This is a genomic window from Streptomyces sp. SAS_270 (assembly GCF_052543295.1).
Genome location: NZ_JBMNDS010000046.1, coordinates 60,645 through 77,107 on the forward strand (window position 1 = coordinate 60,645; position 16,463 = coordinate 77,107).

The 16,463-nt window shown below is 69.6% G+C and carries 11 protein-coding genes and 1 tRNA gene; 6 read left to right on the forward strand and 6 right to left on the reverse strand.

Translation table 11 applies throughout. The annotated features are described in order from the left end of the window. Positions 1-32: 32 nt before the first annotated feature. The 3 genes from ACN6LB_RS27320 to ACN6LB_RS27330 all read right to left on the reverse strand — a co-directional run bounded on the left by ACN6LB_RS27320 (position 33) and on the right by ACN6LB_RS27330 (position 2,900). Positions 33-452 carry a roadblock/LC7 domain-containing protein gene (locus ACN6LB_RS27320; protein WP_356146192.1) on the reverse strand — a complete coding sequence of 140 codons (420 nt, stop codon included), beginning with the start codon at positions 450-452 and terminating at the stop codon, positions 33-35. Beyond that, the gene (locus tag ACN6LB_RS27325) at positions 449-2,476 is read right to left on the reverse strand and encodes a sensor histidine kinase (protein ID WP_445028215.1); all 2,028 of its coding nucleotides are present in this window, start codon (positions 2,474-2,476) and stop codon (positions 449-451) included. The genes ACN6LB_RS27320 and ACN6LB_RS27325 overlap by 4 nt, the downstream gene beginning before the upstream one ends. Before the next feature lie 339 nt (positions 2,477-2,815). Beyond that, a tRNA-Leu gene (locus ACN6LB_RS27330) sits at positions 2,816-2,900 on the reverse strand. A gap of 142 nt (positions 2,901-3,042) precedes the next feature. Between ACN6LB_RS27330 and ACN6LB_RS27335 the strand changes: the two genes are divergently transcribed. Further along, positions 3,043-4,374 carry a DUF2254 domain-containing protein gene (locus ACN6LB_RS27335; RefSeq protein WP_445028216.1) on the forward strand — a complete coding sequence of 444 codons (1,332 nt, stop codon included), beginning with the start codon at positions 3,043-3,045 and terminating at the stop codon, positions 4,372-4,374. A 120-nt stretch (positions 4,375-4,494) separates the two neighbouring features. Here the strand turns inward: ACN6LB_RS27335 and ACN6LB_RS27340 are convergent, their stop codons facing one another. The 3 genes from ACN6LB_RS27340 to sucC all read right to left on the reverse strand — a co-directional run bounded on the left by ACN6LB_RS27340 (position 4,495) and on the right by sucC (position 8,266). Next, positions 4,495-6,051, reverse strand: coding sequence for an aldehyde dehydrogenase family protein (locus ACN6LB_RS27340; protein ID WP_356146200.1), 1,557 nt, complete (start codon positions 6,049-6,051; stop codon positions 4,495-4,497). A gap of 173 nt (positions 6,052-6,224) precedes the next feature. Continuing rightward, positions 6,225-7,124: a succinate--CoA ligase subunit alpha gene (gene sucD, locus ACN6LB_RS27345; protein WP_445028217.1), complete on the reverse strand. Its 900-nt coding sequence runs from the start codon at positions 7,122-7,124 to the stop codon at positions 6,225-6,227. 11 nt (positions 7,125-7,135) lie between these two features. Next, complete coding sequence (sucC, locus tag ACN6LB_RS27350) at positions 7,136-8,266, reverse strand: ADP-forming succinate--CoA ligase subunit beta (RefSeq protein ID WP_445028218.1); 1,131 nt, start codon at positions 8,264-8,266, stop codon at positions 7,136-7,138. A gap of 144 nt (positions 8,267-8,410) precedes the next feature. Between sucC and ACN6LB_RS27355 the strand changes: the two genes are divergently transcribed. The 5 genes from ACN6LB_RS27355 to ACN6LB_RS27375 all read left to right on the forward strand — a co-directional run bounded on the left by ACN6LB_RS27355 (position 8,411) and on the right by ACN6LB_RS27375 (position 16,424). Then, positions 8,411-10,105, forward strand: a complete 1,695-nt coding sequence (locus ACN6LB_RS27355; protein WP_445028219.1) for a thiamine pyrophosphate-binding protein — start codon at positions 8,411-8,413, stop codon at positions 10,103-10,105. 1 nt (position 10,106) lies between these two features. Then, positions 10,107-11,348: a formyl-CoA transferase gene (gene frc / locus ACN6LB_RS27360; RefSeq protein ID WP_356146220.1), complete on the forward strand. Its 1,242-nt coding sequence runs from the start codon at positions 10,107-10,109 to the stop codon at positions 11,346-11,348. A gap of 3 nt (positions 11,349-11,351) precedes the next feature. Beyond that, positions 11,352-13,496, forward strand: coding sequence for an acetate--CoA ligase family protein (locus tag ACN6LB_RS27365; RefSeq protein ID WP_445028220.1), 2,145 nt, complete (start codon positions 11,352-11,354; stop codon positions 13,494-13,496). A gap of 122 nt (positions 13,497-13,618) precedes the next feature. Further along, the gene (locus tag ACN6LB_RS27370) at positions 13,619-15,007 is read left to right on the forward strand and encodes an OFA family MFS transporter (RefSeq protein WP_445028221.1); all 1,389 of its coding nucleotides are present in this window, start codon (positions 13,619-13,621) and stop codon (positions 15,005-15,007) included. A 1-nt stretch (position 15,008) separates the two neighbouring features. Then, positions 15,009-16,424, forward strand: a complete 1,416-nt coding sequence (locus ACN6LB_RS27375) for an OFA family MFS transporter (RefSeq protein WP_445028222.1) — start codon at positions 15,009-15,011, stop codon at positions 16,422-16,424. Positions 16,425-16,463: the final 39 nt, after the last annotated feature.

The following is a 16,463-nucleotide window of genomic DNA, read 5'->3' on the forward strand; positions in this document are numbered from 1 at the left end:
GGTTGGCTCGCGTCGCTCGACCACGCCCCGCGCTACCGTGCGCCCACGGGCGCGGAGTGGAGTTCGCGTACCAACCGCGGGGTGAGCAGTTCGCCTGCGCGGTCGGCGAGGACGGACATCTCGTAGCCGACCAGGCCGACGTCGCAGCCCTCGGCGGCGAGGACGCCGAGGCAGCTTCCGTCGCGGATGCGACCGACCATGAGGAAGCCCCCGAACATTTCGATCATGACGAGTTTCATGCCTCGGAAGCCGTGTGTCGTCGACGCGTTCTGGGCGAGGCTGGTGATGCCGGAGACGACGGCGGCGAGGTGGTCGGCGCGATCTCGGTCGAGGCTGTCCGAGGCGGCCATGAGCAGGCCGTCGGAGGAGACGGCGACGGCGTCGGTGACGCCGTCGGTGGTGCGTGTGAACTCCGAGATGAGCCAGCCGAAACTCTGGACGGCAGTGGTCACGATGACGCTCCTTGGGTGGCGGTTCGGGCTTCGGCACGAGCGACACCTGCTCTGAAGCCGTTGAGCAGGGAGGAGACTGCGGGCCGGGCGGGCGGAGCCGGGACTGAGGGGTTCTCCGCGGGGGCGAGCAGGCGCCCGGGGAGGACGAGCAGAGCGGACAGGCCGCCGCCGGTGGTGTCGAAGAGCTGGACCTGGGTGCCTTCACCGAGGCGATGGGCGAGCCGGCCGACGACGAGGTGGCCGAGGAACCGGGTGGGCGCGGCGAGGAGGGCCTCCTCCCCGGAGCCGGAGAAGCGGGCGTGGGCGCGTTCCCTGTCGGCTTCGGACATGCCGACGCCGTGGTCGACGACGGCGAAGCAGTACGTGTTGTCCGGGGCGTCGTACCAACCGTGCACCTCGACCGGTTCGGTCGGTGGCGAGAAGGTCAGCCCGTTCTCGATGAGCTCGGCAAGGAGGTGGGCGACATCCGCGACGGCGTGCCCGCGCACCCGCGCCGGCTCCACGGTCGCGATCAGCACCCGCCGGTACTGCTCGACCTCGGCGACGGCGGACTGGACGACTTCCAGGCTGCCGGCCGGCGCCGCCGTGGGCCGCGGAGGGTTCTGCCCGGCCAGTACCAGCAGATTTTCGGCGTTGCGCCGCATCCGGGTGGCGAGATGGTCGAGCTCGAAGAGCTCGGCGAGGGCGTCCGGGTCGAGTTCCTGCTGTTCCAGGCGAGTGATGAGGCCGAGCTGCCGGCGTACGAGGTTCTGGTTGCGGCGGCCGAGATTGGCGAGCGATTCGGTGGTGATGCGGCGTAGGCCGGCCTGCTGGGCGGCGAGGTGCAGGGCGGTGCGTTCCACCTGGTGCAGGGAGGCCGCGACCTTGGTGATCTCGGCCGCGCCGCCCAGCAGTTGCGGATCGGGGGCGTCCTGGGCGTCCCCGGCGAGGAGAAGCTCTTCCTGGCCCGGTGGGGCCTGCTGGATGCGGGCGACGGTCGCGGGCAGCCGGTGTGTTGCCACGTCGTGGGCGGCCTCGGCGAGCGCGCCGAGCGGGCGGGTGAGGGAACGGGAGGCGAAAGCGGCGAGGCCCGCGAGGAGGGCGGCCACCAGCGCTCCCGAGACGAGGTAGGCGGTGAGGCCCGTCTCGGCGTCATGGCTGCGCCGGTCGGCCCGGTCCCGCACATCGTCACCGACGGACCGCTGGACGGCGTACAGATCGTCGACGAGTACGGTCATCGCGTCCCACCAGGTGCCGGCGTCCACGCGAAGGACGGAGCCCTCGGCGGCGTCCTCCGCCCGGTTCTCGTAGGCGGTGGCGCGCTCGGCGTCCTCGGTTTCGAAGGCGCGTTCCAGGGCCGCGCGCTGGGGTGCGGTGGCGACCTGCCTGAATCGGTCCAGGGCGGCGACGCGCGTGGCGCGTACCTCGGTGAAGGAGAGGTACTCGCGGCCGTGGAAGGCGCCGTCGGCGAACACGCCGTTGAGAAGGCCGCGTTCGAGAGCTACGGATTCCTTGGCCGCGGCGAGCTCTCTCAACGCCGCGAGCCCGTCGCGCAGTTGAGCGTCCGAACCCGTCGCGGTCTCTGCCACCGGGTCGACGGCGTTGAGGGCGCCGACGGCGGCGGTGTAGAAGCTGAGGGTCGCGGCGCGGTCAGCGGTGCCCCCGTCGGTAGCGGCACGGACGCCGGCCAGGCGACCCAAGTGCCGTCGGACGACACCCTCGACGGCGACATCCCGGCGCATTCCGTGCAGCGCCGTGTCAACGCGCTTGCGGGTAGCGGCCAGCGTTGCGCGGAACTCCCGCTCACCGCCCAACAGGCCGTTGGTCAGGCCGCGTTCACGTTGAAGCTGGTGCACCAGGGCCTGGACCCGCAGGCTCAGGCCGACCTCGGTACGGGTCGTCCGGGCGTCGGCAAGGACCTCGGCGCGACCCTGCACGGCGAGACCGGCCACCGCCAGCAACAGACAGATCGGCACCGTGATGACCACCGCCACCCGGCCCCTGACGCTGCGCCAGCCAGGCACCGGCCGACGGCCGGGAGCCACTCGGTCACGGTGGCGGCGCATTGAACTCCCCTTGCGCAACCCGCCCTTGCCGATTGCGCCAAGCCTGCCGAGCAACGACCGTGCCGACTCCCACACCCTCATACTCACGAAGCTAGTCCGACCACCCCGCCAGGCGGTTTCCGACCTGTTAGGCCGCGTGGGAAGTTCGGTTGCGCCGCCCTCACACCGCAGGCCGGGCGACTGTGACCATGCACGTGTGGGAGGGCGCACTGCCTGGCCTCGTCGATGACGACCAGGTCGACGAGGGCGGGCCCGAACACGAAAAACGGATGGTCCTGACCGAGACTCGGCCAGGACCATCCGCGTATGTCAAGAAAGTGTCCGAGGGGGGACTTGAACCCCCACGCCCGATAAAGGGCACTAGCACCTCAAGCTAGCGCGTCTGCCATTCCGCCACCCGGACTAGGTGTCTGCCGCCTGGCCGGGGGTGTTCCCCGCGGCGACATGCACAACAATACCAAGGTTTCGGGGTGGCTTTCACCTGCGTATCCAGGCCTCCGGAGCGGGTCCGCGGGACACGGCGGGGGCGGGCCTAGAGTCTCACCATGGGTGACTGGATGACTACGGGAGGCCCCCGTGCGGGGCGGCGGCCGAGGGCGTTGTCGCCGTTGCGGGAGCATCTTCGCGACACGTTCTGGTTCGCGCCCACCGCGGCGATGGTGCTGGTGGGCGTGGCCTGGACGGTGGCGGCGGACCTCGACACCGAGATCGTCGAGGCGTTGCAGGACGCCGGTGACTACGACGCGGTCAAGGAGCTGCTGCGCTTCGCGGACGACGCGAAGACCGTGGTCACCGTGGTCAGCTCTGCGATGATGACGTTCATCGGTGTGGTGTTCAGCATCTCGCTGGTCGCCGTGCAGATGGCGAGCGGGCAGTTCAGTCCGCGAGTGGTGCGGATCTTCGTACGGAGCAGGATCACCAAGGCCACCTTCGCCGTGTTCCTGGCGACCTTTCTGCTGTCGCTGCTCGTCCTGACCTCGTACGACGGAGAGCCGGACCCCCGGCTGGTGACGTCCGTGCCCCTGGTGCAGTCGATCATGACGCTGTTCATGGTGGCGTTGAGCCTGCTGCTCTTCGTGATGTACGTGAACCAGACGTTGCGCCTGATGCGGGTGGGGCACGTGGTCGACCGGATCACCTCGGAGTCGTTCCGGGTGGTGCAGCACATGCCGGCCGCTCTCGCCCTGGGCGCGGCGGAGGACCTCGGGCCCGAGACGGCGCAGGTGGCGCACCAGGGGCGCGCGGGAGTGCTGCGGGATGTGAACATCGCCCGGCTGGTGCGTGCGGCGCGACAGCAGGGGGTCGTGCTGCGGCTGATCCCACGGATCGGGGACTTCGTGGTGCCGGGGACCCCGGTGCTGGCCGTGCACGGCGGGCCCGCTCCCTCCCGGCGGGCGCTGCGCTACACGGTGTCCGTAGGCGTCGAGCGCACCTTCCACCAGGATCTCGGGTTCGGGCTGCGGCAGCTGTCCGACATCGCGCTGCGCGCGTTGTCACCCGCCGTGAACGACCCGACGACGGCCGTGCAGGCCCTGGACCGCATCGTGCAGTTCCTCGCCGCGCTGGCCCGCAGACCGCTCGACACGTCGCTGCACCGCGATCGGCACGGAGCCGTGCGGCTGGTGCAACCGGTGCCGGGCTGGACCGAGTTGGTCGATCTCGGGTTCGCCGAGATCCGGGGATGCGCGGCGCAGAGTCCGCAGGTCACCCGGCGCATGATGGCCGGCCTCGACGATCTGTTGCCGGCCGTCGCCGAGGAGCGCCGTGAGCCGCTGCTGCGCCATCGCGAGCTGCTGGTGCAGGCCGTGGAGCGGACGGTCACGGAGGCGGCCGACCGCGCCTTCGCCCTGCTCGCCGACCGGCAGGGCATCGGATAGGCCCCGTGGCTGCCGTGTGCTTGCCATGTGGTCGCCACGGGGTCCCTTTGCGGGTGGCGGGGCGCGTCCCGTTCGTCGCCCGGCGGGCGACGCCCCGGGAGGGTGCCGCCCGCCCGCGGCTCACGGGATGAGCTGGTAGTCCGGGAAGTTGCCGGGCAGCCGCTCGCCCTCGGGGCCCTGGGTGACGGCGCGCACCAGTAGTTCGCCGCCGACGAAGGCGCCGCGCCAGGACGCGCCGAAGCCGCCGAAGAGCTCGTCCCGGTCGCCGCGGGAGCGGGGCTTGCCGCGGCCGACCTTGAACGCGCGGATCTGCGGGGCCAGCCGGTCGTAGGTCGCCTCGTCGTCGGTGGAGAGGGTGGCGACGAGAGCGCCGTTCGACGCGTTCATGGCGGCGAGCAGCTCGGCCTCGGTGTCGACCAGGACGATGGTGTCGACCGGGCCGAAGGGCTCCGCGTGGTGCAGCGGCGAGGACGACGGCGGGTTCAGGAGCGTGACCGGCTGGACGTACGCCGAGGTGTCCTGGCCGGGCAGGAAGCGGGCGTCCGACAGCTTGCCGCGGTGCAGCGGGACGGCGCCCCGGCTGACGGCCTCGGCGACCTGGTCGTGCAGCTCCTTCGACTTGGCCGCGTTGATCACCGGTCCGAAGTCCAGCTCGGGGAACGGGTCCTCGGGGTGCTCGACGGCGAGCGGGTGCCCCACTCGCAGGGTGCGCACGGCCGGGAGGTACGCGGCGAGGAACTCGTCGAAGAGGTCGCGCTGGACGACGAAGCGCGGGTAGGCCGTGCAGCGCTGCTTGCCGTAGTCGAAGAGCTTGGGGATGACGGCCGTGAGAGCGTCCCAGTCGTTGTAGTTCCAGATGCCCCAGGTGTTGAGTCCCTCCTGTTCGAGTACGTGTCGTTTGCCGAGGTCAGCGACGGCGGTGGCCACGGCGGCGCCCGTGTCGCGGCCGCCGACGAAGGAGACGCAGCCGATCTCGGGTGCGCGCACGAGCGCCTCCGACAGCTCGCCGCCGCTGCCGCTGACAAGGGTGACGGGGATTCCCTCGCGGGCGGCGAGCGCACTGGCCAGGGTGAGACAGGCGACGCCGCCGTCGGTCGGGGTCTTGGCGATGACCGCGTTGCCTGCCAATGCCTGTACCAGCATTGCGTGAACGAGCACGCTCATCGGGTAGTTCCAGCTCGCGATGTTGGACACCGGGCCGTCGAGCGGGGTGCGCCCCTCGACCATGGGCTCGATGCCGTCGACGTACCAGCGCACGCCGTCGATCGCCCGGTCCACGTCGGCCTGGGCGAGCCGCCAGGGTTTGCCGATCTCCCACACGAGCAGGAGGGCGAGCAGTTCGCGGTGCTCGGTGAGTGCGTCGAGGGTCGCCGCGACGCGGGCGCGGCGTTCGGCGAGGGGGACGTGGCGCCAGGCGCGGTGCTGGTCGAGCGAGGCGCGTACGGCCTCGCGGGCGGTGGCGCCGTTGAGGCGGGGCGGCCCGGCGATGGGGCTGCCGTCGACGGGGCTGGTGGCGGGCAGCGCCCGGCCGTCCGCCTGCCAGGCGGCGCCCCAGAGGTTGAGGACGCGGTCGTCGCGGAACGCCTCGGGGGCGACGGCGAGGCAGCGCTGCCAGGCGTCGGCCCAGGACGTACCGGACTTCACGACGAGTGGGGTGGAGCTGAGGATGGATGCCATCGAGTGTCTCCGCTCTCGGTGCACAGTCGGGGGCGGGAGGGAGGGGCCGGCTCCTGCCGACCTGCATGGTGCACGGGCCGGCACGAGCACGGGTCGCGTACGCACAGAGGAGGGCGTCGCGCGGGTACGGAGGAGCGTGGCGAGGCGGGCCGGCCCGCGGGAATCACCTCAGGTCAGCCATGAGTGCCGGCGCGCTCCGCCTCCAGCCGGGCCAGGACCAGTTCCGCGGTCTCGGTCGGGGTCCTTCCGACCCTGACGCCGACGGCCTCCAGCGCTTCCTTCTTGGCGGCCGCGGTGCCGGAGGAACCCGACACGATCGCGCCCGCGTGCCCCATCGTCCTGCCCTCGGGCGCGGTGAATCCGGCGATGTAGGCGACGACGGGCTTGGTGACGTGGTCGCGGACGTATGCGGCCGCGCGTTCCTCGGCGTCACCGCCGATCTCTCCTATGAGGACGATGAGTTCGGTGTCGGGGTCGTCCTGGAACGCGGCCAGGCAGTCGATGTGCGTGGTGCCGACGACGGGGTCGCCGCCGATGCCCACACATGTCGAGAAGCCGATGTCGCGCAGTTCGTACATGAGTTGGTAGGTGAGTGTGCCCGACTTGGACACCAGGCCGATGCGCCCGGGCTTGGTGATGTCGGAGGGGATGATGCCCGCGTTGGACTGGCCCGGAGTGATCAGTCCCGGGCAGTTGGGTCCGATGACACGGGTGCCCTGCGCGGCGGCGTACGCGTGGAAGGCGACCGAGTCGTGCACCGGGATGCCTTCGGTGATGACGACCGCGAGGCCGATCCCGGCGTCGGCGGCCTCGACAACGGCCGCTTTGGCGAAGGCGGGTGGCACGAAGACGACCGTGACGTCGGCGCCGGTCGCCGCCATGCCCTCGCGGACCGAGCCGAAGACGGGTACGGCCCGGTCGTCGAAGTCGACGCTGCGTCCCGCCTTGCGCGGGTTGACGCCGCCGACGACATCCGTGCCGGCCGCGAGCATGCGACGGGTGTGCTTCATGCCCTCTGCGCCGGTCATGCCCTGGACGAGGACCTTGCTCTCCTTGCTGAGGAAGATGGCCATGTCCTGCTCCTTCAGCCGGCGTGGGCGAGTCGGGCGGCACGGCGCGCGGCGCCGTCCATGGTGGTGACCTGCTCGACGAGCGGATGCGCGCGCTCCTCGAGGACCGCGCGGCCGCGTACGGCGTTGTTGCCGTCGAGGCGGACCACGAGCGGCTTGGTCAACTGGACGGCGTCCAGGGCCTGCACGATGCCGTCGGCGACCGCGTCGCAGGCCGTGATGCCGCCGAAGACGTTGACGAAGACCGACTTCACGGCCGGGTCGGAGAGGATGACGGACAGGCCGTCGGCCATGATCCGGGCGGAGGCTCCGCCGCCGATGTCGAGGAAGTTGGCGGGACGGGCGCCGCATCCCGCGACGACGTCGAGGGTCGACATGACCAGGCCCGCTCCGTTGCCGATGATGCCGACCTCGCCGTCCAGCTTGACGTAGTTGAGCCCCTTGGCCGCGGCTGCCGCCTCCAGCGGGTCTCCGTGTTCGGCCTCGTCACCTCCCCAACGCGCCTGGCGGAAGCGGGCGTTGTCGTCGAGGGTGACCTTGCCGTCCAGGGCGAGGATCTTCCCCTGTGCCGTAAGGACCAGGGGGTTGACCTCGACGAGTACGGCGTCCTCGCGGGTCAGCACCTCCCAGAGCCGCATGAGGACGTCGACGGTCTGCGGGGGCAGGCCCGCAGCCTCGGCGATGGCGGACGCCGTCGCCGTGGTGACCCCTTCAGCGGGGTCGATCGGGATGCGGGCGACGGCCTCGGGCCTGCTCGCGGCCACCTCCTCGATCTCCATGCCGCCCTCGGCGGAGGCGATCGCGAGGAAGCGGCCGGCGGCGCGGTCGAGGACGTAGGAGACGTAGAACTCGCTCTCGATGTCGACCGGTTGGGCCAGCATGACCTTGCCGACGGTGTGGCCCTTGATGTCCATGCCGAGGATCTGGCGTGCGGTCAGTTCGGCGGCGGCCGGGTCCGCGGCGAGCTTCACACCGCCCGCCTTGCCGCGGCCGCCGGTCTTCACCTGCGCCTTGACGACTACACGGCCGCCGAGCCTGCGGGCGATCTCGCGTGCCTCCTTGGGCGAGTCCGTGACCTCGGCCCTCGGCACCAAGATGCCGTGTTCCTCGAAGAGTTGCCTTGCCTGGTGCTCGTACAGGTCCATTCCGGCTCCTGACTCAAAAGTGCCGCACGCCCCCTGGACACCACCCACCGGATGCGGGATAACAAGCTTCATACAGTATTCGTCGACTGTATGCAATGTACCGCGAGAGCGTTCCACCCCCCTACGAAGGGACAGGACTTCGCCATGCCTGACGACAGCAGCGACAAGAACCAAGCCCTCATCTCCGGTGGGCATCTGGTCGCCAAGGCACTCAAAGCGGAGGGTGTGGAGGTCATCTACACCCTGTGCGGCGGCCACATCATCGACATCTACGACGGCTGCGTCGACGAGGGCATCGAGGTCGTCGACGTCCGCCACGAGCAGGTCGCCGCGCACGCCGCCGACGGTTACGCACGCATCACCGGGAAGCCAGGATGCGCGGTCGTCACGGCGGGTCCCGGCACGACCGACGCCGTGACCGGTGTCGCCAACGCCTTCCGCGCGGAGTCCCCGATGCTGCTGATCGGCGGCCAAGGGGCGCACACGCAGCACAAGATGGGGTCCCTCCAGGACCTGCCGCACGTCGACATGATGACGCCGATCACCAAGTTCGCGGCGACGGTGCCGGACACGGCGCGAGCGGCCGACATGGTCTCGATGGCGTTCCGCGAGTGCTACCACGGAGCGCCCGGCCCCTCCTTCCTGGAGATCCCGCGCGATGTGCTGGACGCCAAGGTGCCGGTGGACAAGGCCCGGATCCCCGCCGCCGGCCAGTACCGCGCATCGACCCGTTCGATCGGCGACCCCGAGGCGATCGAGAAGCTCGCCGACCTGCTCGTGCACGCCGAGAAGCCCGCGATCCTGCTGGGCAGCCAGGTGTGGACGACCCGGGGCACCGCGGCCGCCATCGACCTCGTCCGCACCCTCAACATCCCCGCCTACATGAACGGCGCGGGACGCGGCACCCTGCCTCCCGGGGACCCGCACCACTTCCAGCTCTCGCGCCGGTACGCGTTCTCCAACGCCGACGTGATCGTCATCGTCGGCACGCCCTTCGACTTCCGCATGGGCTACGGCAAGCGGCTGTCGCCGGACGCGACCGTCGTGCAGATCGACCTCGACTACCGGACCGTCGGCAAGAACCGCGACATCGACCTCGGGATAGTCGGCGACGCGGGGCTGATCCTGAAGTCGGTGACCGAGGCCGCTTCCGGGCGCCTCAACGGAGGCGCGGCCAGGCGCAAGGAGTGGCTGGACGAGCTGCGCGCCGCCGAGCAGACCGCGATCGAGAAGCGGCTGCCCAGCCTGAGGTCCGACTCCTCGCCGATCCACCCCTACCGTCTGGTGAGCGAGATCAACGACTTCCTCACCGAGGACTCGATCTACATCGGCGACGGCGGCGACATCGTCACCTTCTCCGGTCAGGTCGTCCAGCCCAAGTCACCCGGGCACTGGATGGACCCGGGCCCCCTCGGCACCCTCGGCGTCGGCATCCCCTTCGTCCTCGCCGCCAAGCAGGCACGGCCCGACAAGGAGGTCGTGGCCCTCTTCGGGGACGGCGCGTTCTCCCTGACCGGCTGGGACTTCGAGACCCTCGTCCGCTACAACCTCCCCTTCGTCGGCATCGTCGGCAACAACTCCTCGATGAACCAGATCCGTTACGGCCAGGCCGCGAAGTACGGCCTGGAGCGCGAGCGGATCGGCAACACCCTCGGCGACGTCCACTACGACAAGTTCGCCCAGATGCTGGGCGGCTACGGCGAGGAGGTCCGCGACCCCGCCGACATCGCCCCGGCGCTGCGGCGCGCCCGCGAGTCGGGCAAGCCGTCCCTGATCAACGTCTGGGTCGACCCGGACGCGTACGCCCCCGGAACCATGAACCAGACGATGTACAAGTGAGGTGACCCAGGTGACCACCAAGGCACTTGAAGGCATCCGCGTCCTCGACATGACGCATGTCCAGTCCGGACCCTCCGCGACCCAGCTGCTCGGCTGGCTCGGCGCGGACGTCGTCAAGGTGGAGGCGCCGACCGGAGACATCACGCGCGGGCAGCTGCGCGACCTCCCGGACGTCGACTCCCTCTACTTCACGATGCTCAACTGCAACAAGCGGAGCATCACCCTCAACACCAAGACCGAACGCGGCAAGGAGATCCTCACCGAGCTGATCCGGCGCTCCGACATCATGGTCGAGAACTTCGGGCCGGGCGCGGTCGACCGCATGGGCTTCACCTGGGACCGCATCCAGGAGATCAATCCCCGTATCGTCTATGCCTCCATCAAGGGGTTCGGGGACGGCCCGTACACCAACTTCAAGGCGTACGAGGTCGTCGCGCAGGCCATGGGCGGCTCGATGTCCACCACGGGCTTCGAGGACGGACCGCCGCTGGCGACGGGGGCCCAGATCGGTGACTCGGGCACGGGCATCCACGCCGTGGCGGGGATTCTCGCGGCGCTGTACCAGCGGGAGAACACCGGGCGCGGTCAGCGGGTCAATGTGGCCATGCAGCACGCTGTGCTCAACCTCTGCCGGGTGAAGCTGCGCGATCAGCAGCGACTGGCACATGGCCCGCTCCGTGAATATCCCAACGACGACTTCGGCGACGAGGTTCCCCGGTCCGGGAACGCGTCGGGCGGCGGTCAGCCGGGCTGGGCGGTCAAGTGCGCGCCGGGCGGCCCGAACGACTACGTGTACGTCATCGTGCAGCCCGTCGGCTGGAAGCCGCTCAGCGAGCTCATCGGACGGCCCGAACTGGCCGACGACCCCGAGTGGGCGACTCCGGCGGCACGCCTGCCCCAACTCGGCAAGATGTTCCAGCTCATCGAGGAGTGGTCCTCGACGCTCCCCAAGTGGGAGGTGCTGGAGAAGCTCAACGCCCACAACATCCCGTGCGGCCCGATCCTGTCCACCAAGGAGATCATCGAGGACGAGTCGCTGGTCGCCAACGAGATGGTCGTGAAGGTGCCGCACCCGCAGCGGGGCGAGTTCACCACTGTGGGCAGCCCGCTCAAGCTCTCCGACTCCCCCGTGGACGTGACCAGTTCACCGCTGCTCGGCGAGCACAACGAAGAGGTCTACATCGGCGAGCTCGGCCTCGGCGACGAGGAGCTGCGCCTGCTCAAGTCGAACGGAGTGATCTGAGTGATGGCCGAAGACCGGGTGCTGAGGGTGCGCACACTCCTCGACTCCGTACGGGCCGAGGGTCGCGCCGCGCTGACCGCGCCCGAGGGCAAGGTGATCGCCGACGCGTACGGCATCGCGGTTCCCGGCGAGGAGCTCGCGACCGACGTCGACGAGGCGGTGGCGTACGCGGCGCGCTTCGGCGGACCCGTCGTGATGAAGATCGTCTCCCCCGACATCCTGCACAAGACCGACGCGGGCGGCGTGGTCGTCGGCGTGGAGGGCGCGGCGGACGTACGCGCCGCGTTCTGCAGGATCATCGAGAACGCGCGGGCCTACGCGCCCCAGGCACGCATCGCCGGCGTACAGGTGCAGGAACTGCTGCCCCAGGGGCAGGAGGTCATCGTCGGGGCGGTCACGGATCCGACCTTCGGCAAGGTCGTCGCCTTCGGGCTCGGCGGTGTGCTGGTGGAGGTCCTCAAGGACGTCACCTTCCGGCTCGCCCCGGTGGACGCCGACGAGGCGCTGTCCATGCTGGACTCGATCCGCGCGTCGGAGATCCTGCGCGGGGTGCGCGGCGCGCCGGCCGTGGACCGCTGGGCGATCGCCGAGCAGATCCGCCGGGTCTCCGAACTCGTCGCGGACTTCCCGGAGATCGCCGAGGTGGACCTGAACCCGGTGATCGCCACTCCGCAGGGCGCGCTCGCGGCGGACATCCGCGTGATCCTCGCGCAGTCGCTCCCCAAGGAGCGGCGCAAGTACGGCCGCGAGGAGATCCTCACCTCGATGCGCCGGCTGATGCAGCCCTCGTCGGTCGCCGTGATCGGCGCCTCCAACGAACAGGGCAAGATCGGCAATTCGGTGATGCGCAACCTCATCGACGGCGGCTTCGCCGGGGAGATCCATCCGGTGAACCCCAAGGCCGATGACATTCTGGGCCGCAAGGCGTACAAGAGTGTCACGGACGTTCCCGGTGAGGTGGATGTGGCGGTCTTCGCGATTCCCGCCAAGTTCGTGGCCTCGGCCCTGGAGGAGGTGGGACGCAAGGGGATCCCCAACGCCGTACTGATCCCCTCCGGGTTCGCGGAGACCGGTGAGCACGCCCTGCAGGACGAGATCGTGGCCATCGCCGAACGGCACGGCGTCCGCCTCCTCGGGCCGAACATCTACGGCTACTACTCGACGTGGCACGACCTCTGTGCCACGTTCTGCACGCCGTACGACGTGAAGGGCGGCGTCGCGCTGACCTCGCAGTCCGGCGGCATCGGGATGGCCATCCTGGGTTTCGCGCGCACTACGAAGACGGGTGTTTCGGCGATCGTCGGGCTCGGCAACAAGTCGGACCTGGACGAGGACGACCTGCTCACCTGGTTCGGCGAGGACCCGCACACCGAGTGCATCGCCATGCACCTGGAGGACCTCAAGGACGGCCGCGCCTTCGTGGAGGCCGCCCGGGCGACGGTTCCCAAGAAGCCGGTCGTGGTGCTCAAGGCGGGGCGTACCGCGGCGGGCGCCAAGGCCGCGGGATCCCACACGGGTGCGCTCGCGGGCGACGACGCCGTCTACGACGACATCCTCAAGCAGGCGGGTGTCATCAGGGCTCCGGGACTCAACGACATGCTGGAGTACGCGCGCGCGTTGCCGGTTCTTCCCGCTCCGCGGGGTGACAACGTCGTGATCATCACCGGGGCCGGCGGCAGCGGTGTCCTCCTGTCGGACGCGGTGACCGACAACGGACTGTCCCTGATGGAGATACCTCCGGACCTGGACGCGTCCTTCAGGGAGTTCATCCCGCCCTTCGGAGCCGCGGGCAACCCGGTCGACATCACGGGCGGCGAGCCCCCGTCGACGTACGAGGCGACGATCCGGCTCGGCCTCACGGACCCGCGCATCCACGCGCTCGTCCTCGGCTACTGGCACACCATCGTGACCCCTCCCATGGTCTTCGCCGAGCTCACCGCGCGCGTGGTGGCCGAGTTCCGGGAGCGCGGCATCGAGAAGCCGGTGGTGGCGTCGCTCGCGGGCGACGTAGAGGTCGAGGAGGCATGCCAGTACCTCTTCGAGCGCGGCGTCGTGGCGTACCCGTACACGACCGAGAAGCCGGTGGCCGTCCTCGGCGCCAAGTACCGGTGGGCGCGCGCGGCGGGCCTTTTGGGGGGCGGCTCATGAGGTGACCCGAGGGCGGGGGGGCCGACGGTGCGCGTCGGCCCCCCCGGGACCCGTGCGCACACGAAAGGCATTTGGACAGGGGGCGCTGGCCAGATCTTTCGACGCGAGGGGTGCTACGCGACATGACAACCACCGACCTATCGACATCCGCCTCCTACAGGGAGGTGACGGATCGCAACGGCCGCCTGTACCGCATCGGGGAGACCGATCGGGACATCATGGGGCGACCACGCTGGACCATGGTGCTCTTCCCATGGATCGGCATGCTGGGCATCAGCTCCTCGGAGTACGCGTTCACGTCGGCCGAGGACACCCTGCACGACGCTCATCTCTGGGGCAGTGGGCACATCTTCTGGCTGATGGGTGTCTGGATCTTCTTCCAGGCGGCCGTCGCCTTCCCTGCCGGTCAACTGCGCGAGAGCGGACGGCTGCCCGCGCGGTACGCCATGTTCCTCGGCGCGCTCGGCACGGTCATCGGCTATCTCTCGCTGGCGTTCGCGCCGCACGTGACCGTCGCGTACATCGGGTTCGGCATGTTCAGCGGCATCGGAGCCGGGCTCGTCTACGCGACCTGCGTGAACATGGTCGGCAAGTGGTATCCGGAGCGCAAGGGCGGCAAGACCGGCATGGTCAACGGCGGTTTCGCCTACGGCTCGGTGCCCTTCGTCTTCCTGTTCACCTCGTACATGGACCTGAGCAACTACCAGGGCGTCCTGGTGATGGTCGGCGTGATCTGCTGCTCGGTCGTCGCGTTCGCGGGCTGGTTCTTCAAGGACCCGCCCAAGGGCTGGTGGCCGGCGCACGTGGATCCGCTGAAGGTGTCCGACGACCCGAGGATCCGGCGGGCGCTGGAGAAGAACCCGCCCGCAGTGAAGCAGTACACCCCGAAGGAGGCCGCCCGTACACCTGTTCTTTGGATGATGTGGTTCTGTCTGCTGTGCACGGCCGGGATCAACATCTTCGGCATCGCCTTCCAGGTGCCGTTCGGCAAGGACATGGGGTTCGCCGGCGGAATCGTGGCCACGGCGATGTCCCTGAAGGCCATCGTCAACGGCACCGGGCGCGGGGTGATCGGCTGGATCTCCGACCGCTTCGGGCGCCGCAACACGCTGATCATCGTGTGTCTGGTGCTGGGCTCGGCCCAGTTCGGTGTGCTGGTCTCCGGCCAGCTGGGCAGCATGCCGTTCTTCCTGTTCTGCTCCATGGTCTCCGGGTTCGGCGGCGGCGCGATCTTCCCGCTGTTCGCCGCGATGACGGCCGACTACTTCGGTGAGAACAACAACGCCTCCAACTACGGCATGGTCTACAGCTCGAAGCTGATCTCCGGCCTCGTGGGCTCGGGCATGGGCGCGGTCGTCGTCGGCGCGTGGGACTACCACGGCGCCTTCGTGCTCGCGGGCTCCGTCGGCCTCGCCTCCGCCGTGCTGGCGCTGTTCCTGAAGGCACCGGACCGGCCGAAGACCCGCAGCATCGTCCCCAATCCGCAACCGCTCGGCGAGGAGATGGCGTGACATGACGGCAGACCCCATCGCAGCGAAGGACGCGTCGGACGGCACCGGTGCCTCGCACCCCTCACCACCCACCTACCGCGAAGTCACCGACTCCCGGGGCCGCGTCTACCGGATCGGCGAGACCGACCGGGACATCCTGGGCCACTCACGGAAGTTCATGGTGTACCTGCCGTGGCTCGCCATGATGGCCATCAGCGTCTTCGAGTACGCGTACGGCTCGGCAGAGGACACCCTGTCCCACGCACACGGCTGGACGCAGAGCAACACCTTCTGGATCCTGAGCGTCTGGGTCTTCTTCCAGGCCGGCATCGCCTTCCCGGCGGGCTGGCTGCGGGAGAAGGGCATCCTGACCGCCCGCAGGGCCATGTACATCGGCTCGGTCATGTGTCTCGTCGGATTCCTCGCCCTGTCGCACCTGAGCAACGTGCTGCTGGCCATTGTGGGCTTCGGTGTCGTCGGCGGGCTCGGCTCCGGCCTGGTGTACGCGACCTGCATCAACATGGTCGGCAAGTGGTTCCCCGAGCGCCGGGGCGCCCGGACGGGCTTCGTCAACGGCGGCTTCGCGTACGGCTCCCTGCCGTTCATCTTCATCTTCAACTACGCGTTCGACACCGCCAACTACCACCGGGTCCTCGACCTCATCGGCTGCTACGTGATGGTCGTCGTGCTGTCCTGCGCGTTCTTCTTCAAGGACCCGCCCAAGAACTGGTGGCCGGCCGACGTCGACCCGCTGACGTTCTCCGGCAACGGCAAGAGCGCGGCGAGCCTCGCCAAGAACCCTCCCGCGGTGAAGCAGTACACGCCCAAGGAGGCCATCAGGACAGGCGTGCTCCCCCTGATGTGGATCACCCTCGTCATGACCGCGGGCGTCTCCATCTTCGGGATCTCCTTCCAGGTCGACTTCGCCAAGGAAGTGGGCTTCGGCCCGCTGGTCGCCGCGTCGTCGATGGGCATCATGGCGGTCATCAACGGCGTCGGCCGTGCGGTGGTCGGCTGGCTGTCCGACACCTGGGGCCGCAAGCCGACCCTGGTGTTCGTCATCGTCGTCCTCGGGCTCGCCCAGTTCGGCGTGATCTGGGCGGGCGACGTCCGCAGCGAATGGCTGTTCCTGTTCTTCGCGTTCCTCTCCGGGTTCGGCGGCGGGGCCTTCTACCCGATGTTCGCGGCCCTGACCCCGGACTACTTCGGCGAGAACTACAACGCCACCAACTACGGGCTGGTGTACAGCGGCAAGCTGATCAGCGGCCTGTTCGGCGGCGGGCTGGGCTCGATGGTGGTCGCGGCCTGGGGCTACAACGGGGCCTACGCCTTGGCCGGCGGCATCTCGATGCTCGCGGCGGCCATCGCGCTGCTGTTGAAGCAGCCGGGGCGGACCCGGGAATCCACCCGGACTCCGCAGCCGCAGCCCACGGGCTGATTACGGCACCGAATGCAGCGACCAGGGCTGCCTTCCCGC

What these genes read in the sequence shown, in the direction of transcription:
- ACN6LB_RS27335 (WP_445028216.1), top strand. Translation starts at nt 3,043, where the DNA reads ATGGGTGACTGGATGACTACGGGAGGCCCCCGTGCGGGGCGGCGGCCG.
- ACN6LB_RS27340 (WP_356146200.1), bottom strand. Translation starts at nt 6,051, where the DNA reads ATGGCATCCATCCTCAGCTCCACCCCACTCGTCGTGAAGTCCGGTACG.
- sucD (WP_445028217.1), bottom strand. Translation starts at nt 7,124, where the DNA reads ATGGCCATCTTCCTCAGCAAGGAGAGCAAGGTCCTCGTCCAGGGCATG.
- sucC (WP_445028218.1), bottom strand. Translation starts at nt 8,266, where the DNA reads ATGGACCTGTACGAGCACCAGGCAAGGCAACTCTTCGAGGAACACGGC.
- ACN6LB_RS27355 (WP_445028219.1), top strand. Translation starts at nt 8,411, where the DNA reads ATGCCTGACGACAGCAGCGACAAGAACCAAGCCCTCATCTCCGGTGGG.
- ACN6LB_RS27365 (WP_445028220.1), top strand. Translation starts at nt 11,352, where the DNA reads ATGGCCGAAGACCGGGTGCTGAGGGTGCGCACACTCCTCGACTCCGTA.
- ACN6LB_RS27370 (WP_445028221.1), top strand. Translation starts at nt 13,619, where the DNA reads ATGACAACCACCGACCTATCGACATCCGCCTCCTACAGGGAGGTGACG.
- ACN6LB_RS27375 (WP_445028222.1), top strand. Translation starts at nt 15,009, where the DNA reads ATGACGGCAGACCCCATCGCAGCGAAGGACGCGTCGGACGGCACCGGT.